Source organism: Psychrobacter communis, from assembly GCF_014836505.1.
Lineage (GTDB): Bacteria > Pseudomonadota > Gammaproteobacteria > Pseudomonadales > Moraxellaceae > Psychrobacter > Psychrobacter faecalis.
This window is the reverse complement of sequence record NZ_JACSQR010000004.1, coordinates 22795-41585: the sequence shown is the minus strand read 5'-3', so window position 1 is coordinate 41585 and position 18791 is coordinate 22795. Positions and strand designations below refer to the sequence as shown.

The 18791-nt window shown below is 44.5% G+C and carries 17 protein-coding genes; 7 read left to right on the top strand and 10 right to left on the bottom strand.

The window, feature by feature from the left end; genetic code table 11:
• Positions 1–55 precede the first annotated feature (55 nt).
• On the bottom strand, positions 56–3025 hold the full coding sequence (locus H9653_RS02670) for a valine--tRNA ligase (RefSeq protein ID WP_191690276.1): 2970 nt from the start codon (positions 3023–3025) through the stop codon (positions 56–58).
• A gap of 251 nt (positions 3026–3276) precedes the next feature.
• Here H9653_RS02670 and H9653_RS02665 point away from each other — a divergent pair, with 251 nt between their 5' ends.
• Entirely contained in the window at positions 3277–4422 is a 1146-nt protein-coding gene (locus H9653_RS02665; RefSeq protein WP_191690274.1) for a formate/nitrite transporter family protein, read from the top strand.
• A 266-nt stretch (positions 4423–4688) separates the two neighbouring features.
• Here H9653_RS02665 and H9653_RS02660 read toward each other — a convergent pair whose 3' ends face one another.
• The 6 genes from H9653_RS02660 to H9653_RS02635 form a co-directional block, all read right to left on the bottom strand.
• Positions 4689–5612 (bottom strand): bile acid:sodium symporter family protein, encoded by a 924-nt coding sequence (locus tag H9653_RS02660; protein ID WP_191690272.1) that lies wholly within the window; start codon positions 5610–5612, stop codon positions 4689–4691.
• A 413-nt stretch (positions 5613–6025) separates the two neighbouring features.
• Positions 6026–6514, bottom strand: coding sequence for a YbjQ family protein (locus tag H9653_RS02655; protein WP_191690270.1), 489 nt, complete (start codon positions 6512–6514; stop codon positions 6026–6028).
• Positions 6515–6562: 48 nt separating this feature from the next.
• The gene (locus H9653_RS02650; RefSeq protein ID WP_191690268.1) at positions 6563–7033 is read right to left on the bottom strand and encodes a YbjQ family protein; all 471 of its coding nucleotides are present in this window, start codon (positions 7031–7033) and stop codon (positions 6563–6565) included.
• Between the two features lie 91 nt (positions 7034–7124).
• Positions 7125–7682, bottom strand: a complete 558-nt coding sequence (locus H9653_RS02645) for a UPF0149 family protein (RefSeq protein ID WP_191690266.1) — start codon at positions 7680–7682, stop codon at positions 7125–7127.
• A gap of 250 nt (positions 7683–7932) precedes the next feature.
• On the bottom strand, positions 7933–8169 hold the full coding sequence (locus tag H9653_RS02640; protein ID WP_191690265.1) for a PA3496 family putative envelope integrity protein: 237 nt from the start codon (positions 8167–8169) through the stop codon (positions 7933–7935).
• Between the two features lie 189 nt (positions 8170–8358).
• Positions 8359–9864 carry a hypothetical protein gene (locus tag H9653_RS02635; RefSeq protein WP_191690263.1) on the bottom strand — a complete coding sequence of 502 codons (1506 nt, stop codon included), beginning with the start codon at positions 9862–9864 and terminating at the stop codon, positions 8359–8361.
• 450 nt (positions 9865–10314) lie between these two features.
• On the opposite strand from H9653_RS02635, the gene serB reads away from it, so the two are divergent.
• The 6 genes from serB (at position 10315) to hemJ (ending at position 16012) form a co-directional block, all read left to right on the top strand.
• Complete coding sequence (serB, locus tag H9653_RS02630; protein ID WP_191690261.1) at positions 10315–11502, top strand: phosphoserine phosphatase SerB; 1188 nt, start codon at positions 10315–10317, stop codon at positions 11500–11502.
• 138 nt (positions 11503–11640) lie between these two features.
• Positions 11641–12651, top strand: a complete 1011-nt coding sequence (locus H9653_RS02625; protein WP_191690259.1) for a DUF368 domain-containing protein — start codon at positions 11641–11643, stop codon at positions 12649–12651.
• Between the two features lie 225 nt (positions 12652–12876).
• Positions 12877–13266 (top strand): AciT family ciprofloxacin tolerance protein, encoded by a 390-nt coding sequence (gene aciT, locus H9653_RS02620; protein ID WP_068403623.1) that lies wholly within the window; start codon positions 12877–12879, stop codon positions 13264–13266.
• A 211-nt stretch (positions 13267–13477) separates the two neighbouring features.
• Positions 13478–13984 carry an SCP2 sterol-binding domain-containing protein gene (locus H9653_RS02615; RefSeq protein WP_068403625.1) on the top strand — a complete coding sequence of 169 codons (507 nt, stop codon included), beginning with the start codon at positions 13478–13480 and terminating at the stop codon, positions 13982–13984.
• A 322-nt stretch (positions 13985–14306) separates the two neighbouring features.
• Positions 14307–15473 carry a biotin synthase BioB gene (gene bioB / locus H9653_RS02610; RefSeq protein ID WP_191690257.1) on the top strand — a complete coding sequence of 389 codons (1167 nt, stop codon included), beginning with the start codon at positions 14307–14309 and terminating at the stop codon, positions 15471–15473.
• A gap of 104 nt (positions 15474–15577) precedes the next feature.
• Complete coding sequence (gene hemJ / locus H9653_RS02605) at positions 15578–16012, top strand: protoporphyrinogen oxidase HemJ (protein WP_191690361.1); 435 nt, start codon at positions 15578–15580, stop codon at positions 16010–16012.
• 140 nt (positions 16013–16152) lie between these two features.
• On the opposite strand, the gene H9653_RS02600 is transcribed toward hemJ, so the two are convergent.
• The 3 genes from H9653_RS02600 to rph all read right to left on the bottom strand — a co-directional run bounded on the left by H9653_RS02600 (position 16153) and on the right by rph (position 18643).
• Complete coding sequence (locus H9653_RS02600) at positions 16153–17001, bottom strand: hypothetical protein (protein WP_191690255.1); 849 nt, start codon at positions 16999–17001, stop codon at positions 16153–16155.
• Positions 17002–17361: 360 nt separating this feature from the next.
• A complete protein-coding gene (locus tag H9653_RS02595; protein ID WP_191690253.1) occupies positions 17362–17853 on the bottom strand; it encodes a hypothetical protein in 492 nt (163 codons plus the stop codon).
• Positions 17854–17926: 73 nt separating this feature from the next.
• Positions 17927–18643: a ribonuclease PH gene (gene rph, locus H9653_RS02590; RefSeq protein WP_191690251.1), complete on the bottom strand. Its 717-nt coding sequence runs from the start codon at positions 18641–18643 to the stop codon at positions 17927–17929.
• Positions 18644–18791: the final 148 nt, after the last annotated feature.

The following is an 18791-nucleotide window of genomic DNA, read 5'->3' as shown; positions in this document are numbered from 1 at the left end:
AATTATAAATCACAAAATAAAATCTTAGGCCATGCTCTTTAAGCTTCTCCTTTTTTTACAACGCCTTTAACTGCTCAATCTGTGCATTCATCGTATCGAGCTGCCCTTCTAGCTCAGCCAGTTTCGCTTTCTCTGCATCGACCACTGCCGCAGGGGCTTTACTGACAAAGCCTTCATTGCCCAGCTTGCGCGCGATGCCGTCGGCTTGCTTCTGTAGCTTTTCATGCGCTTTACCTAGACGTGCCAGCTCAGCCGTTGGATCGATTAGCCCTTTCATCGGTACGAGTACACGTAGCTGACCGACCATACTTGATGATGATAGTGGTACTTCATCGCCTTCTTTGACGATATCTAAGCTCTCGACTTTCGCCAGCGCTTTGAATTGGTTTTTGATACGTGACAGACGCGCATCTTCATCTTGAGAGACGTTTTGTAGTAGCACTGGCAGACGTACCGCGTTACCCAGTTTCATCTCACCACGGATGTTACGGACGCTCGCGATTAGTTCTTGTAACCATGCCATATCCGCTTCAGTCTGCTCACTGATTTGGCTGGCATCAGTCTGTGGATAGTCAGCGATCACGATGCTGTCGGTGTTTTTACGATCCAGTAGCGGCGCGATGGTCTGCCAGATTTGCTCAGTCAGATACGGCATGATTGGATGCGTGAAGCGTAGCGCCGTCTCTAGCACGTGCAGTAGTACATAGCGGATTTGCGCTTTACGCGCATCCGTCACCGAGTCATCATTTAGGCTGGCTTTGGCAAGCTCCACGTACCAGTCACAGTACTCGTTCCAGATAAATTCATAGATATCTTGGCTGACCATATCGAGACGATACTGGGCAAAATGCTGATGGATATTGCTAATGGTCGAGTTAAGGCGACTCATGATCCATTTTTCTGGTAATTCCCATACGTCAGGGTTCGCCGTTTGGTCAATAGGCTTGGCATTGCTGTCACCATCGACACAGTTCATAAGGACAAAACGGCTGGCGTTCCAGATTTTATTACAGAAGTTACGATAGCCCTCGACACGCTTGAGATCAAAGTTGATATCGCGACCCGTACTGGCTAAGGATGTGAAGGTAAAGCGCAGTGCATCGGTACCGTAAGCTGGAATGCCCTCTGGGAACTCTTTACGGGTTTGCTTTTCAATTTTGGCCGCGTCTTTTGGATTCATCATATTGCTGGTGCGTTTTTCAACCAGCGTTTCTAAGTCGATACCGTCAATCAAATCGATAGGATCTAAGACATTACCTTTAGATTTTGACATTTTTTGACCATTGCCATCACGTACCAAACCATGAACATAGACGGTTTTAAACGGTACTTGCGGCGTGCCATCTTCGTTTTTGACGAAGTGCATGGTCATCATGATCATGCGCGCAACCCAAAAGAAGATAATATCAAAGCCGGTGACCAACACGCTGGTTGGGTGAAAGGTTTTAAGCACGCGCGGATCAGCGTTAGGGTCTGCCCAATCAAGCGTACTAAAGGTCCAAAGTCCCGAGCTAAACCAGGTATCAAGCACATCATCGTCTTGGCGCAATTTAACATCGTCGCTTAGATTGTACTTAGTGCGTACTTCCGCTTCATCACGGGCAACATAAATCTCACCAGTCGCATCGTCATACCATGCAGGGATACGATGTCCCCACCATAGCTGACGGCTGATACACCAGTCCTGCAAGTCGGTCATCCACGCCATATACATGTTTTTGTATTGTGCAGGGACGAACTCAATTCGGCCATCTTCTACGGCATCAATCGCTGGTTTGGCAAGCTTACTGACGGCCACGTACCATTGATCGGTCAACCATGGCTCAACAATCGTACCACCACGCTCAGCACGTGGGGCTTTGAGTGCGTAGTCTTCGATATCTTCTAGCCAGCCCTGCTCACCTGCTTGCTCAACAAGGAATTTACGCGCCGCAAAACGCTCAAGTCCTGCGTATTCACTTGGCGTCGTCTCCAGCGTTGGCTCACGTGTTTGTAGATCAGGATAAACTTCCATCGCTGGCAAAATGTTAGCGCGCTCATCAAGGATATTAATCAATGGCAAGTTATGACGACGACCGAGTTCATAGTCATTAAAGTCATGGGCTGGGGTGATTTTTACGCAGCCAGTACCAAATTCGATATCAACATAATCATCGGCAACGATAGGAACAATGCGACCAGTGATTGGCAAGGTAATGGTTTTGCCAATCAAATGCGCGTAACGCTCGTCCTTTGGATTGACGGCAACGGCGGTATCGCCAAGCAAGGTTTCAGGGCGCGTGGTAGCGACAACCAAATAGTCCTTACCATCTTGGGTTGTGATATCTTTCTCAGTGAAGTGATAGCGAAAATGCCACAAGCTGCCCTTTTCATCGACGTTTTCAACTTCTAAATCTGATAGCGCGGTTTGAAATTTTGGATCCCAGTTGACCAAACGCTTTCCACGATAAATAAGCCCATCATCATATAGACGAACGAACACTTCTTTGACCGCATTGGATAAACCATCGTCCATGGTAAAGCGCTCTCGCGACCAATCAACCGAGCTACCAAGGCGGCGAATCTGCGTGGTGATATTGCCGCCCGACTCTTCTTTCCACTCCCACACTTTATCGATGAAATCTTCGCGCGTCATATCACGGCGCTTCAAACCTTGCGCCTCCAAACGACGCTCAACGACCATTTGGGTGGCGATACCGGCGTGATCGGTGCCCGGTTGCCAAAGGGTATTATCACCATCCATGCGATGATAACGGGTTAGTGCGTCCATGATGGCATTGTTAAAGCCATGACCCATATGCAGTGAACCGGTGACGTTTGGTGGCGGCAAGGCAATAGAAAATGACTCGTCTTTATCAAAACTTGGCTTAAAATAACCGCTATCTTCCCAGCCTTGATACATGCCTGCTTCGACATCGCTTGGATTGTAGGCGTTCTCTAATTGGCTTAAGGCGGCCTGAATCGATTGGGTCAGGTTGGTTTTGGTGTTGCTCTTGGGATAGTCAGGGGTATTAGGAGTACTCATAATAGAATGGTCTTTTATTAAAAATGAAGGTGGTCAAACAAAGTTATCGAAAAATAGGGAAAATAATTAATAGAGTGATTTTAACGCAGATAAGCAGATTTTGTTAGATGCTAAGGACATTTATCAGTCTTCAATAGAGGCAGGGGCCAATTTACAACAGTAATCGGCTGAACACTCAACATAATAAACGCTGCGCATACGCTAGAATAAAGAGAAACCTAAATTATTATCAGATAAACAGCGAGCCGACCGTGTCTAAAGATAGCGAGCACAACGATAACAATAATAGTAGCAATAGCAGCCGCTCTAATACTGAAAATAGAGAGGATGAACGCTCTATAGATGATGACAATTATTATAAAGGCAATGCTCAAAGAGGTAGTGCTAAAGGAAACAGTGCTAAAGACAAAGTAGAAGGCGATACTGAGGCGCAGAGCGACTCCGATACCACAGAAAACTTAGAAGACGAAGACTTTTCTGAGGATATTAGCGAAGAAGACAAAGAGACCATCAAAAAAGTCGCCAACGATGACAATTTTAGCCAAGCAAAAAGCTATGCCAGTATCTTGGTTGAGCAGGTGATGGATGCCAGAGAAACCTTTGAGCGCTCGCTTGGCTCGTTATTTACCAGTGCTTTTACCGCAGGGCTTGAGATTGGCATCAGCTTCTTTATGATTTTATCGGCTTTTGCGCTTTTGAGTGGCGTGCTCCCCAGTCATTATGCGATCGTCCTCGCTTCCCTACTTTATCCGATTGGCTTTATTATTGTCGTCATTGGTCAATCGCTTTTATTTACCGAACAAACCTCACTGTTGAGCCTGCCTGTTCTCAACAAAATCGAACCGTTACATAAGTTGCTACGCCTTTGGGGCATTGTCATCGCCGGTAACGTCGTTGGTGGCTGTTTGTTTGCCGCTTTGATGATAGGCCTAGGTTTAAATATGCAGCTGTTTAGCGTCAGTGACATCGATGCCTATGCCGAGCATATCTTAGGGTTTAGATGGTGGGTGATATTTGGTAGCGCCATCTTGGCGGGCTGGATGATGGGCATCACCGCCTGGCTTGTCACATCGGCGCGCGATACCTTTAGTCGCATTGTTTTAGTGACCTTGATTACCGGCAGTATTGGCTTTTTAGGTTTGCATCATAGTATCGTCGGTAATATCGAGATATTTTCTGCTTTGCTTTATGGCAATACCGTCAGCTTAGCGCGCTATTTGCTATTTTTGGCGGTGATATTGGTTGGCAACACCGTTGGCGGGGTGGTATTTGTCGCGGTACTAAAAAACCGTACCTTCTTATTTGATATTGCCAAAGCAAAAGAAAAAACCGCCACAGATAAAGCAGATGAAGAAAATAATATAAACAGCCGTATAAATACCCGCCGACCTTATTAACAATAATTAGCAGTAAAATCCTCAAGCTAATTTCCCATGACAGATTTTAAGCATTTAAACCTGTTATGGGATTTCATGAACGAGTGATATATAGTAAATTCCATTTAGAAATGTTATAGGACTGCTAGAATAAATTTTTCGAAGCCTCTGGAGTGCGAAGCACACAGCAAGCGAGGAAGATTTATTCCAGCAGAGCGCTATTTTAAATGAACCACTTTTATATTGAATTGGCTATAGATGCTTAACGTCTGTCTAAATCATTAGCGTTAAAGCATGCGCGCGGCTAATACACTGCTTTCTATTTCAGATTTTCTCAGTTTATTGTGCCGTGCGCTAAATATGCGTACCAAAATCCCTGCCGTCAAGAACATTACCAAGGTATAGATGGCTGGCATCATCGACATATCGTAGTTCGATAATAGTGTCAACGCCATAAATATCGATAAAGTACTATTTTGGAGCCCGACTTCTAGCGTGATTGACGTTCTTTGCGCCAAATTTAGACCGAACCATTTGCTACTATAATAACCAAGCGCCATGGTTGAAAGGTTCAATATTATCGACACAGGGCCGGTAGCGATAAAGGCATCGACGATGATATCGCGTTGCACATAGCCCAAAAATAGCACTAAAAACGTTAAAAACAGCACGCCAAAGCGCGACACATAGACTTGTGAGCGATCGGCGACTGCTGGCGCGTAACGCTTAATCAGCATGCCGATACTAATAGGCACAATCGTTAGCAGCACCAAAGTAAGCACCGTTTTTAATACGGGCAATTCAAACGCGCTACCGCTGCCCATAAAATAAATCAACGAAAAGCTCAGTACAATTGGAATGGTAAATACCGTGATAACGCTGGCAATCGCGGTCATCGTCACCGACAGCGCGACATCGCCTTTGGCCAAATAAGTAAATAAGTTTGAGGTAGTGCCGCCCGGACATAGCACGAGCAGCATAACGCCGACGGCATACTCTGGGCGTAATGGCATGATATTGGCTAAGGCAAAGCCGATGATTGGCAGCAGTATCAACTGATTGGTCAAGCCTATACCGACGGCTTTGGGGTATTTTAGCACCCGTTTAAAATCGTTGGTGACGAGGGTCAAGCCCATGCCCATCATGATTAAAAACAAGCAAATAGGAATAATAACTGAGTTTACTAAAGTGACTAGCGCCAAACTTTCCATAATGACATCCCTGTAAATATGACCTATTCCTAGATCAACTGCTAATGATTAAGTGATACTTGCTTAGCATTCCTTGCTAAGGCTGGTTAATAGCGGCTAACGCTTAGCATCAACGGCCATCACTCATTGTTATGCTGAATTGCTGTTATATAGTCAAAATATCCTAAAAACGAGACGGTATTGCTGATATATCGATATTATTTTTCACTCACTATAGCTTTCATGAGAGTGCTTATAGCATAAAAGTCAGCAAAACATATAGCGAGTATATAGCGCAAATGTCATACATATTTGCTTTATTCAACGACTCATCAGTCAAGTGTAAAATGTGGGAATAGAGTAGAAATAGAAAGGGTTTTAGTCTAAATAAGAGGATTTGCCAGAAGGTTTAATATGGTTAGGGTTAAATGGCTTTAAAGGATTGAGGCTTTATCAGAATTCTCACAACTATGGACGGCGGTACCATAGGCAATGGCTTCGACCATACTGCCCAACTGATTGACATTACTGACTTCAAAACGCAGGCCATAAATATGATTATAGCCTTTCGCCTGCGCTTGGCTACGCATACGTACGGCGGCTTCACGGCGCGCGCGGTCGAGCAAAGTTTCATAAGTAGTGAGATTTTTACCAAAGATACTTAAAACGCGAGCAATGACCATTTTAAAATAATCTTGCGCAATCACCACGCTGCCAAGTACCAATTCACCCTCAGTATGAGCTGCAAGTTTGGGTACATAAAAGCGCTCGGTCGAGACGACAATATGACCAAGCTCTTTTTCAGCGATTTTTAATTGTGCCAAGTGCTGACGCTCATGCCGTGAGCCAAAAAACCAGCCGACCACAAACAACACCAGAAGCGGCGCGTAGTTGATGAGCATTTGGGTGAGAGAATTATTCATGGACCGTCTCGAGCGTCAAAAAGCATTGCTGCTTTTTTTACTGGTTAATTAACCAAAAGGATTGAAACGTGGCAAATCATCAGCAGCAGCGGTTGGGTTTTGCAGTGCTGCTTGGTTATGATTTTGCAAACCTGTAGGACCAGAAGGAGTGCTCGGCGGTTGATGAGATGACGGCGAAGAGATTGACTGCTGCGGCATGGGCACGGCTTTAACCGCGGTACCATAAACAAACAGCTCAGAAGCGCCTTGGGCAATACTAGAAGTCGAAAACCGCAGACCTACCACAGCATCAGCACCCAAGGCCTCTGCCTTGATGACCATACGATCGATCGCTTCTTGGCGTGACTCTTCTAACAGCTCGGTATAGGCCGTCAGCTCACCACCAACGATATTTTTTAGCCCAGCGAACAAGTCTTTGCCCACGTGCTTTGAGCGCACAGTACTACCGTAAACGACGTCCAAGCGCTCGGTAATCTGATAGTTGGGTAAGTGCTCAAGGTTGGAAAGTTGCACAGTCATGCTACAGCCTTATCGGTGACTTATATGGGTTCAATGAACATTTATGGTTTCAATGAATAATAAACAATCAATATTGTTGAAACAAACCATGCTAGTCGTTGGTATGAAACAATAAAAACAGCTCGGTCAAATTGCCTTCGATGCTATTGGCCATTTGCGCCATTTTATCTTCATCAGCGCGCATTTCGGCAAGTTCAGGATCTTCATCATCGATACCGCTTAGCACAATCATTGGTAAGGTTAAGACCGCCACATCTTCTGCCGTTTCTTCATCTTCAAACCAGTCACTGGCTTCATCACCATACATCGCATCGACAAAACCAATCGACCAAGCAACAATGTCAGACTCTTCTGAAAAATCGACCGCCACTTCTTCATCACCCGCATCTTCACCAAAGGGTAGCTCGATCGGCGTCTCGTTTTTTAGCTCAGCCATAATCGAGTCGCGCCAGCGCTGAATACCGTCAATCACATTTGCAGGAATGTCACTGACGTGACCTTCAAATAGCGCATCGAGCCAATTTGGCAACGGACGACCAATAACTGTCGCGGTCAAAAAACCGTGGGTGGCAACACTATCCAGCACAAACGGGCTCTCATCATTGTCCAAATAGTCTAATAATTCATCGAAACTGAGTGGGTTATTCATAGCGTGGGGTCCTCGGCGGCTAGATTACGGCGTACGCCATACATGAGTATGGCAACATAAAAAGAGCTGATTGCAGCATCATTTTTAACAATTTAATATTATTAAAAACCTCTGACAATCAGCTTAGCACAATATACTTAACATGATGATTGCTTATCTGTGTAACCAGTTAACAACTTTCGGCTAACACAAGCCATTATCTCTACTTTGCCTGATTATCAAGCGGCAAACTTAAAACAGAAATAACGGGTTAAATATCGTCATCATCCCAGTCATCGCCATCTTCATCAAAATTATCGATGTCATCAAGATCGTCTTTGAGCTCTTTTTCTAGACGTTTTTCTTCTAGTAGGTTATCAATCAAACGGCGTTTTTCAAGGCTACTTAAGCGCGTACGCGCACTGGTTTCGGCCTCTTCCACCATCTTGGCGTCGTCATCATCGACAAAATCGTCATCAAAATCGTCATCAATATCAGCGTCACTCATGACAAGCTCCTATCGTTTTTCGGCAAAGGTATTAAAAATACATAAATATATATATGCCTTATAAAGTCTCTCCCAAGCGTTGTCAATCCTTTTTATCACTATGACAACGTTGTGCTCAAAGCTAATAAGCGCACAAACATTTATCTTACAGGCAATTGTAGAGATTCACTGACGTCTAAAGTGACAAATTTACCCCTGCTCTTCTGTCTCTTCAATCATCAATACCGCATTACGTACATCAGCCAGCCGCTGAATCATGGCATCATTACCGCCATCGAATATCGCACATTCGCGCTCATAAACGGTCGTTGGGCGCATGACGCTTTGGAGCTGCACATGATGATTGATTTGTTTAATACCCGCATTTGGTAGCAAAATAAGCATCTGCTCTTTTTTACCGACGCTCTCTAATAAATGACTCATCGCCTCAACTTGCGCATTGTCACTGACACCCGCTTTCGCTGGTAAGGCAAATCTTGACAGCTCGATATGCTTATCGTGGATAATTTTATTGAGCATGAGATACAGCTTAGCGAGCATCACCCCTGCCAATGCTACTTTGGCATGGCTATTATCTGCCTTTAGCATCACATAAGCGCCGCTTTCATCAAAGTGTGGCTCATTAATCGCGCTGACCCCAAGCAATAATGGCTGCTTGAGTAATTCGGTCACCGCTTGATTTAATAACTGCGTACATAATGCCAAATAAGGCAGGCGCTGCGACGGCGCTAAGCGCTCGAGCATATTGAACTCATCATGAAAGACTATCTGGACGCTGACACTATCAAATGGACGGTTGGCAGACAGCCGAGCCATACCATTAGAGCCATTAGGCCTATGGCTGTCATGATTGTTAGCATTGCCAGCAGTCAGTTGGTCCTGTAGATTGTCCGCGCCATCGTTACTCATAGCACGTGCAGTTGTGTCATGAGTCGCATCAAGCTCAAGATTTTGACCTTGCTGCCCTCTAACGTATTGATTGACCGCACTATGAATATCGAGTTTACGCAGTAGGTCTGATTTATCAGCATTTGGATTGCGGCTGGTAGCCGCGGCATTGGCGACACTAGCGGATTCTGTTGACACATCTTCTGTTTCATCACCACGCTCAAGGTTGCGCTCATAACCGCGCGCAAATTCGCGCTGATCGATCTGCCTGTACTGCTCGCGATGTAAATCTTGAATATCGCGGCTTAGGGCATTGATTTGCTCCTTAGTTGGGCGCGCAATATAACCATAAATCAGCCATAGCAATAAATGCAGCAGCATCGAGCCAATCACAAACGGCCACTGCATGGCGATAATCTCACCCTTGCTAATGTCTTTAAGCGTCAAGGCCACGCTACCGATGACTGCATCGCCTTTGGTGGCAATTTGGCTAATGGTATCGCCTTGCTGCATCGGTGCATTACCGACTGGCACCAAGACATCGCCATTATTGTCTTTAATCAAAATGCGGGTGACGTCCTGCTCGCTGGTATAACGATTGGCTATGACGCTAAGGCTGACGCGGTCTTTATTTTCTAAAGATAAGCGCGCTTCATCAATGAGCTGAGCGACCATTTGCTCGCCCTTTTGGGCACGGCTATTGCTCAGCTGCTGATCGGTACTGATGACCAATAATAGGGTCTGCAAACAAAAACTAACCAGAAGAATAATGGCAAACAACCCTTGCCGCGGCGCTAAATACGTCATGATATGGTAAACTTTTTTGGATAAATGGAATTAAAAAACGAGGCTATGGCTCATTTTCTGGAAGAGTATGCAGCTATCTTTTTTATATTTACTTTGGCTCAATTTACTATCGCAGCTACTCGCTAAATAATATTTAATCAAATGTCATTTACGAGACCTGACTATCGTACATGAGATTTGTTGTGCAAGTATGTTTGGCGCACGCGCACATCAACAAATCCCCGTTTATTTTCTCTACTATATCATCATAGTAAGGGTTATGGCGTTAGCGAATCGCATAAATTTATTGTAAGAATTTTCTTCTATGCGGCGGCGCTTTTTAGGCCTGTTAATTGGGTATGCTAAGCGTTTTTATCAGACTGTGAGACTTTGTACCTCATCTATAGGCGCTGCCCAGTAAAGCTGCTATTATTCCCAATCTTATATCAGCATACAAGGGACAATTGAGCGATGCAAAAAAATACATCTTACTCGTTACCAAAAGACAGCAAAGCTTGGCAACAAGCGGTCGATTCTGTAGCCTCATTATTGCCTAAAGGCACAAATCTACATGATTTTGATGCGCTACAATCCTTGCCTGTGTTTGCCTTAATTGTGGTATTGCCGACGCATGTATCTTCGCTCGATATTCATCAATATGTGCAGTCTTGGGTCGATGAGCAGCCAAACTGGCACTTGGTCACTGTCGCAGAAGACGCCGACGCCAATTTTGTCGATATTGAGATTGCTGATATAGATACCACACAGCCATTTGCCAAGCGCTCGTTTATTGATGTGCAAGTGTTCCGCTATCTGCTGGTGCCCGTCACCGATACTCTCATGCACCCTGCTAAAAAGACAGCAGCGGCGCACATTATCGATGACCAATTGACCACCCGTCTGCGCCACGAATTAATTGAAGACTATAAAAACTCGCAAACTGCCATAGGTAGCGAGCATTTAGATGTGGTCGACTGTCATATCTTGTCGGTCGGTCATATGCTACGTACCCATAAGCTGGCCTGTTTTGATATGGATTCGACGTTGATTGAGCAAGAAGTCATCGTTGAGCTGGCAAAAACTGCAGGGATTGGCGAGCAAGTTGCAGCCATTACCGAAGCGGCGATGCGCGGTGAGATGGATTTTGATGAATCCTTTGCACAGCGCGTGGCGTTATTAAAAGGCATATCGACCGATGTGCTCGATGATATTTGTAGCCGTTTAACCTTATCAACAGGCGCGCTGACCACTATTAGCGCCCTTAAAGCTCTGGGTTATCATACGGTCTTGGTCTCAGGCGGCTTTACCTACTTTGCCCGTTATATCGCTGAGCAACTAGGCATCGATGAAGTGCACGCCAATGCGCTAGATATCGAAGACGGCGAAGTGACCGGTCATGTGCAACTGCCGATTATTAATGGCGCCAAAAAAGCGGCGATTGCTGAACATACTGCTGAGCGCTTGGGTATTGATATGTCGCAAGTGGTTTGCGTCGGCGATGGTGCCAATGATTTACCGATGATGGCGCTGGCGGATTTGGGCGTGGCGTTTAATGCCAAACCCATCGTGCAAGCGCGTGCAGACGCTGCGGTCAATGTTACAGGGCTTGAAGGCGTGCTTTATGCGCTTGGCTATCCAGCCTTTGCCCGCACTAAATAACGCTTAACCATTCTAAAAAATTAGCTAGGTTAAGGATTTGTCTTTAGCCTAGCTTTTATGGTTGAAGCTTTTTTATATCTACATCTCTTTTACCCTATTCATCTTACTTTCATCTTGTTAAATAAAAAAGGACTGTCCATGACGGCAACACAATCACCGCGGCCAGATGCGCCGTCATCTTCCACTCCTCTAGATAATGAATATTCAGTTCAGGAAAGCACCCCTATTTATAATGACAGTCCAAAGCAGCTATTTGGCGTCTATGCCAAAGGCATTGCGATGGGTGCAGCAGACATTGTACCCGGTGTTTCTGGCGGTACGATTGCTCTAATTGCAGGGATTTACGAGCGCTTGATTAATGCTTTGAGTAGCGTCGGCCCTCATCTTTGGCAAATATTTCGTCAACAAGGCGGGCTTAAAGGCTTGGTCGCCGTCTGGAAGCAAGTCGATGCCACTTTTTTGGTGTGCTTGTTACTTGGTATCGCCACCAGTTTTGCTACGTTAGCTGGATTTATTAAGCATTTACTCGACCATCAGCCTTTACTGATTTGGTCATTCTTTTTTGGTTTGGTGGTGGCAACAGTCTTTATCTTATTGACTGAGATTACGCGCTGGAATATAGGACGGGTGGTATTGTTCTTGCTAGGCGCTGGTAGCGCGGTTGTCATCAGTAGCTTGCCCTTATTGACCACCGTGCCAAGTTTGCCTTATTTGTTTCTTGCAGGTGCAATTGCCATTTGTGCGATGATATTACCCGGTATCTCAGGCTCCTTTATATTATTGTTGATGGGCGCTTATGACACCGTACTCGAAGCGGTGCATACGCTAAACTTTAGTATTATTTTTACCGTCATAGCTGGCATGGCAACGGGGTTATTATTATTTACGCGTATGCTCAAATGGTTGCTATCACGCTATTATCAAGCAACCCTTGCTTTGCTGACAGGTTTTATCGCAGGCTCGCTGGTGAAAGTTTGGCCATGGAAAACCGATGCGCTCGGTACATTAAATAGCGCTGCTATCAATAACGTCATGCCATGGCAATATCCTACGGGTGCTCATTGGCTAACCACTTTAGGCTTAATGCTGTTAGGCGCTGTTTTGGTCACCGCCTTATCATGGTGGGGGCGCCGCGGCGTTCGTCCTTAAAGCCAAATCTACGTTAAAAGTAAATTAAGTCCAAAAAAGCGCCTACGATTAAGGCGCTTTTTTGTTGCTATTGACGGCAATATTTGCGCGTAAGTTTCTTAAAACTGTTTAAAAAAATCAAACGTCAGCTGTTGTCGCAAAGTCGTCGCTAGCCTCTTTAGCTTTAGCTCGCAAACTTCCATAATGACCCTGTTGGAATTCACCTGATAAAGAGCGAGATGAACAATGTTATTAACCATATTTTCTACTTTTGCCAGTGAGACATGGGGCGCAGGTGCCATATTGGGTACTGGACTGCTAATGGGCTTGGTGCTTGCGCTGGCTTTATCAGCGCAGCGTTGGTTACTGTGGTATCTGTTTGGTGGCATGGCGTATTGGTTGGCGGTTGAAGCCATTTATAGCTTATTAAGTTATTGGTCGGTACTATCAGAATGGCACAATTATGTGGTCGCGATGGGTATTAGCTGGTTGCCTTTGATAGGTTGGGTACTCTATAGAGCTTTGCGTTACGAAGACGTCAGCCGCACTGTACATCAGCAGCGCGAGCTACAAGCCGCCCGCTATATTGAACACACGCCCGTTTATGATGATGACTATCAACCGCGCTTTCACTAATTCAGTCATTTACTAAGCTTGTCCCTATCATACGGCTGTCATCGAATGTTACAAGATACTTAAGGCACTCTACGTAAACCCTAAAGAATGGAAACTTATTATCTGTTCAATCGTTTATAATCTAATTATATATTTGTCATAAAAATTGTTATAAAGTACGCATTATTTTGCGTTTCATTTCTCATTCTTTAGGTTGTTTAGGAGTTCGATTATGTTTACTGTTCCTGTATTAGATATTAAGTCTGACCCATTAGATGTGTTATTAGCGGTGATTGGTTATCGTTTATCGATGCTCGCTGATAGCGAAGATGAAGACGTTAAAGCGCTGTTTGCTGATCGCAAAGTCACTATCGAGCTTGCCAGCACTGACGCTGATATTGCGCGTTACTATAGCTTTGATAATGGTCAATTTAGTCAACATAGCGGTCATGCCAAAGACGCTGATTTGACGATTAATTTTAAAGACTCGATGACTGGCGTTAAGCTATTGACCAAAGGCAGCCTGCCTGCTTTTATGACTGCCGTGCAAGAAGGCAATTTGAGCATCGAGGGCGACTATAGCCTCATGATGTGGTTCAATAAGCTTGCCAAACATATCGTGCCAGCGGTGCCAGAACAGTACAAACCTTATATTCAACAAGCCAAGCCTTACGCCTATAAAGCGCAGCAGTTTGCCAATCATTGGATCGGCGTTGCTAAGCATAAATTGGGTAAATAATAACTCAATCGAATAAGTAATGTCACGAATGAAAATAAGCAGATAGTAGCTGGCTAACGTCCATATAATCTAGCGTAAAAACAATTTAGTGTAAAAACAGTCTAGTGTAAAAACAACCTAGATACGTTTCACTACTTAGCACTATTCTGATTTTCTAAAAAGGTTGCGGTATACTATACGGCAACCTTTTTTTATTGCCTAAATTATTTTGTCTACACTTTAACAAAGGCATAAACCCAAGGTTACTCAATTTTTCTTAATTTAACTAATCGCTATTAATTTATCTAATACCTCTTAATATCGTTATAAAAGGATTTATCTCATGGCAGGATTGCTTAATATCTCAGAACCAAATGCCAATAACCATAGTCATAATAATACTGATTCAATACTTAATAATAACAATGCGTCCCATGATTTTTTAGCAAGCTTAGCGACAGACGCGACTAAAAACCGCGAGAAAAAATACAGCCGTGAACAAATCGCTCAGTTGTTTGACTTGCCGTTGATGGATTTATTACTGCAAGCACAGACGATACACCGCCAACACTTTAGCGCTAATGAAGTACAAATCAGCACCTTACTGTCTATCAAGACCGGTAACTGTCCTGAAGATTGCGGTTACTGCTCGCAGTCCGGTCACCACCGCGATACCACTAAGCTACAAGCAGAAAAGCGTATCGAAGTCGATAAAGTCATTGCCGCCGCCAAACGCGCCAAAGCCACAGGTTCATCGCGTTTTTGTATGGGTGCAGCATGGAAACACCCAAGCGCAAAAGACATGCCTTATGTGGTCGAACTGGTCAAAGAAGTCAAAGCATTGGGACTTGAAACCTGTATGACTCTCGGCATGCTAGATACAGACCAAGCGGCACAGTTAGCGGATGCAGGTTTAGATTATTACAATCATAATCTCGATACCTCGAGAAGTTACTACGAGCAAGTGGTCAGTACGCGCAGCTATGATGAGCGCTTAGATACCATTGCGAATGTACGCAATTCAGGTATTAACGTTTGTAGCGGCAACATCGTTGGCATGGGTGAAAGCCGTAATGATCGCATCGCTTGGATCCATGAGTTACTAAAAATGCCCAAAGCGCCTGAATCTATTCCAGTCAATTTACTGGTGCCTATTCAAGGGACGCCGATTGGCGATAAAGTATTAGCAGAAGGTCAGCTATCTGTCCTTGAATGGATACGGACGATTGCCGTAACGCGTATCTGCTGTCCAACCAGCTATGTACGCTTATCTGCTGGACGCGAAAGTTTATCTGATGCTGAGCAAGCACTGGCATTTATGGCAGGGGCAAATTCATTCTTTTATGGTGATAAGCTTTTGACCACCGGCAATGCTAGCCAATCAGGTGACGATAGGCTGATGCGCGAGCTTGGCTTAACCAAGCAATTTGCCGCGCCACGAGCGCCAAAGCAAGTACCGGTGCTTGACGCCATGAGTGGTCATCAGTCGCAAGTTGTCTTAGCAGAGTAAATGCCTTGCGTGCCGCTACCATTATCACGTAATCTGCGCTAAGCTTGCCGACGTTATGAATCAAGAAATTGTGCATAAGATATCAAATCGTAAGAGAGAATATGATGGCAGATTATTTCAATTGGATTAAAGCGGCACACATTATCTCTATGGTGTGCTGGTTTGCGGCGATATTTTATTTGCCGCGCCTATTCGTTTATCATGCGATGAGCGAAGATAGCATCAGCCACGAGCGCTTTGCCATTATGGAGCGCAAGCTCTATCGCGGTATCATGACACCATCGATGATAGCCACCTGGTTGTTTGGTTTATGGATGTTGGGAATGGGCTGGGATGTTTATAAAACTCAGGGCTGGCTACACGTAAAATTATTATTGGTGGTGCTACTTTCTGGTTATCATGGGGCTTGCGGATTTTATCGTAAAAAGCTCATTGATAATCCGCATTATAAATCGCATAAATTTTGGCGCTGGTTTAATGAAATTCCAGTATTTGCGTTAATCTTTATTGTGATTTTAGTGGTGGTAAAACCCTTTTAAAAACAGCTAACAATAAGGCTTATTTACCTTATAAGCATTTTTATCTTTATTCTAAAATCCATAAAAAAGCGTCCGTTACTCTAACAAGTGACGGACGCTTTTTTTATCTCTCAAGTAAGCTGAATAAATACCCTTAAAAATTAAACGTTTGGTCGCATGATTTGATAGACGTTGCTTAAATCATAAACACGGTAGCGCGCAGGCTCACGGCGATTTTCACCGGCATAGCTCAGTATTAATGCTTGCTTGGCGCGCTCATCGACCCAGCCAACAAACAGTCCGCTATGCTCGACACCATTGTAACCATGATTGATATAATACAGCCAATCACCGACTTCAATATCCTTGCTACTGGCATAAGGGCCTTGACCGTAAGTGCCTTTATGGATGGTATCGCGGCTTACCCCTGCTCGATTAAACACCGCATTGAGATAGTCCCAGCAGCCACCTTTAATAATCGTACGCTCATTTAACGCCATCTTGCGCGCAGTGCTAATCACTTCGCGCGCCGCCCGACTGCTTTGGGTTTCAGCATTGCTCAGCAGCGGTAAATATTCGCTATCGACATTGTCATAATTGCCAGATAAAAATGCGGGCAGAACAGATGGTGCTTGGCGCTGTACTTCAGGATAACGGTAATTGCTTTGGGCATTACCGATGTAAGCATTTTGGTTAGAATAGGAGTTATTAGAGTAGCTGTTATTAGAAGAGCTATTACTAGAATAGCTTGGTTGGCCGTTGCTCGAATTCGAGCGATAGCTAGTGGCATTACCAGCACGTTGAATGGTAGAGCGTGTGCTAATTTTGGCCGAAGGGACCGCTGAGTACGCTGGGGTATATCGGGCGCTATAATCAGGTTGGGCTGATTTTTGTGCAATTAAGGCGCTCATACTATCAGCGTTAGCTTGGCTGACCGGAAAAATTGCAGCAAAGGTAAGTAATAATGCACTGCTCGACGTTGTGATTGACCAAAAGGACAAACGCGACATGACCAACTCCTTGGCAACATATTATTGATGACTTAGTTTGAGCTTTGACCATTCACAAAGTTTGGTCTTTGTAAGCTGGTATCAATAAGCATATTAACGATAAATAAGATAAATTTTTCAATCCTACTTATAAACCATTTGTACAGGAATCTGCAAGTACTATTGCTTTTAGATAAGCGATAAAAGGTATGAAATTGAGGATAAGTGGTAAAACGAGGCTTGGTTTTTATAAAAATATGGTTTTTAGAAAGACATCGGCTTTAGAAATATGAACGGAGATTCAGAAAGAATAATTAGCTATTATCAGATTGTAGACTATTTATAGAAAAACAGACCAAAGGATAAAAGCCAATCAATAATTTACTCATCGCTCATTTTGATATTGGCATGGCGTTTGCTCAAAGCCTGACCTTGTAAGATGGCTTTGGTCGCGGTTGCTTCTTGGATATTATCAAAGCCACTGATTAGATATTTACGAATGTCATCACAGTCGACAATTTGTAGCTGCTCGCCAATTAAGTTAATTTTGTCGCCATCGGTCAGATGGATATGCGCGCGTTTACCTTGATGGTCATGTACCAACTCGCCATCGCGCACCCACAAGACGCCGCTACTAATAACGCCGCTCATGGTTTTTTTACGCTGTTGGCGCTGCCGATTAAAAATAAAACTGCCAATAATCAATAGTGCCAAGGCGCCAATTGCTAAGCGCTCAGGTAGTAAGCTCATTGCCAAAGCGACCGCCACTGCCCCAACCAGTAATGCGGTGCCGAACCAAAACAGCCCGTTATCGGCTGCGGGCGACTGTCCTTGCAAGGTGATTTTGGCGCCGTCATCGGTCAGCTTTAGCATGCATGAATACCTGTTTAAGAGCAGTGGATGGTTAAAAACTGAAATAAGCAGTTATAAAGGATGGGTTGGAAACTTACCAACCCAATGCTGTTTTTTGCATATCGATAAGTTCAGCTATACCTTTTTCAGCAAGGATAAGCATAGCGTCTGCTTGAGCGCGGGTAAAAGGTTTTTCTTCTGCTGTACCCTGTAGTTCGATAAACTCGCCTTTTTGGGTCATCACCACGTTTAAATCGGTATCACAGCTGGCGTCTTCTTCGTAGTTTAAGTCCAAATACGCTTCGCCGTCTTTCATACCAACCGATACCGCAGCGACCAAACCAATCAATGGATCAGCTTTTAGTTTTTTGGCTTTTTGTAGACTCTCTAATGCATCGATAAGGGCAATGGCTGCACCCGTCACGCTCGCAGTACGCGTGCCACCGTCCGCTTGCAAGACATCACAATCAAGATAGATGGTATTTTCGCCAAGTTTACCCAAATCAATCATTGCTCGTAAGCTACGACCGATCAAACGCTGAATTTCTTGCGTACGCCCTGACTGTTTGCCGCGAGCTGCTTCGCGCTGGTTACGGGTATTGGTCGCACGCGGCAACATGCCGTATTCGGCGGTAACCCAGCCTTTACCTTTACCTTTGAGCCAGCGTGGTACGCCTGCCTCCACGCTTGCGGTGCATAGTACTTTGGTATCGCCAAAGCTGACCAATACTGAACCTTCAGCATGCTTCGTATAATGGCGCTCAAAGCTGATTGAGCGAAGTTGGTGAAGCTCACGGTTATCAATACGCATAAAATTTCCTAGTACGATGTTATAAAATCAAAGTGATAAAGCGTTATAAAACAATAGGGTCGTCGCGACGTTAACAGCTATGTTAGCAAGCGAAAAGATGACGTTATCCTAACGTGGCAGCGGCGCAATAGCAAGAATCACCAAGCTA

Bases quoted from the DNA above. Each gene is read 5' to 3' on its own strand.
- H9653_RS02670 (WP_191690276.1), bottom strand. From the start codon at position 3,025: ATGAGTACTCCTAATACCCCTGACTATCCCAAGAGCAACACCAAAACC.
- H9653_RS02660 (WP_191690272.1), bottom strand. From the start codon at position 5,612: ATGGAAAGTTTGGCGCTAGTCACTTTAGTAAACTCAGTTATTATTCCT.
- H9653_RS02655 (WP_191690270.1), bottom strand. From the start codon at position 6,514: ATGAATAATTCTCTCACCCAAATGCTCATCAACTACGCGCCGCTTCTG.
- H9653_RS02650 (WP_191690268.1), bottom strand. From the start codon at position 7,033: ATGACTGTGCAACTTTCCAACCTTGAGCACTTACCCAACTATCAGATT.
- H9653_RS02645 (WP_191690266.1), bottom strand. From the start codon at position 7,682: ATGAATAACCCACTCAGTTTCGATGAATTATTAGACTATTTGGACAAT.
- H9653_RS02640 (WP_191690265.1), bottom strand. From the start codon at position 8,169: ATGAGTGACGCTGATATTGATGACGATTTTGATGACGATTTTGTCGAT.
- H9653_RS02635 (WP_191690263.1), bottom strand. From the start codon at position 9,864: ATGACGTATTTAGCGCCGCGGCAAGGGTTGTTTGCCATTATTCTTCTG.
- serB (WP_191690261.1), top strand. From the start codon at position 10,315: ATGCAAAAAAATACATCTTACTCGTTACCAAAAGACAGCAAAGCTTGG.
- H9653_RS02625 (WP_191690259.1), top strand. From the start codon at position 11,641: ATGACGGCAACACAATCACCGCGGCCAGATGCGCCGTCATCTTCCACT.
- aciT (WP_068403623.1), top strand. From the start codon at position 12,877: ATGTTATTAACCATATTTTCTACTTTTGCCAGTGAGACATGGGGCGCA.
- H9653_RS02615 (WP_068403625.1), top strand. From the start codon at position 13,478: ATGTTTACTGTTCCTGTATTAGATATTAAGTCTGACCCATTAGATGTG.
- bioB (WP_191690257.1), top strand. From the start codon at position 14,307: ATGGCAGGATTGCTTAATATCTCAGAACCAAATGCCAATAACCATAGT.
- hemJ (WP_191690361.1), top strand. From the start codon at position 15,578: ATGGCAGATTATTTCAATTGGATTAAAGCGGCACACATTATCTCTATG.
- H9653_RS02600 (WP_191690255.1), bottom strand. From the start codon at position 17,001: ATGTCGCGTTTGTCCTTTTGGTCAATCACAACGTCGAGCAGTGCATTA.
- H9653_RS02595 (WP_191690253.1), bottom strand. From the start codon at position 17,853: ATGCTAAAGCTGACCGATGACGGCGCCAAAATCACCTTGCAAGGACAG.
- rph (WP_191690251.1), bottom strand. From the start codon at position 18,643: ATGCGTATTGATAACCGTGAGCTTCACCAACTTCGCTCAATCAGCTTT.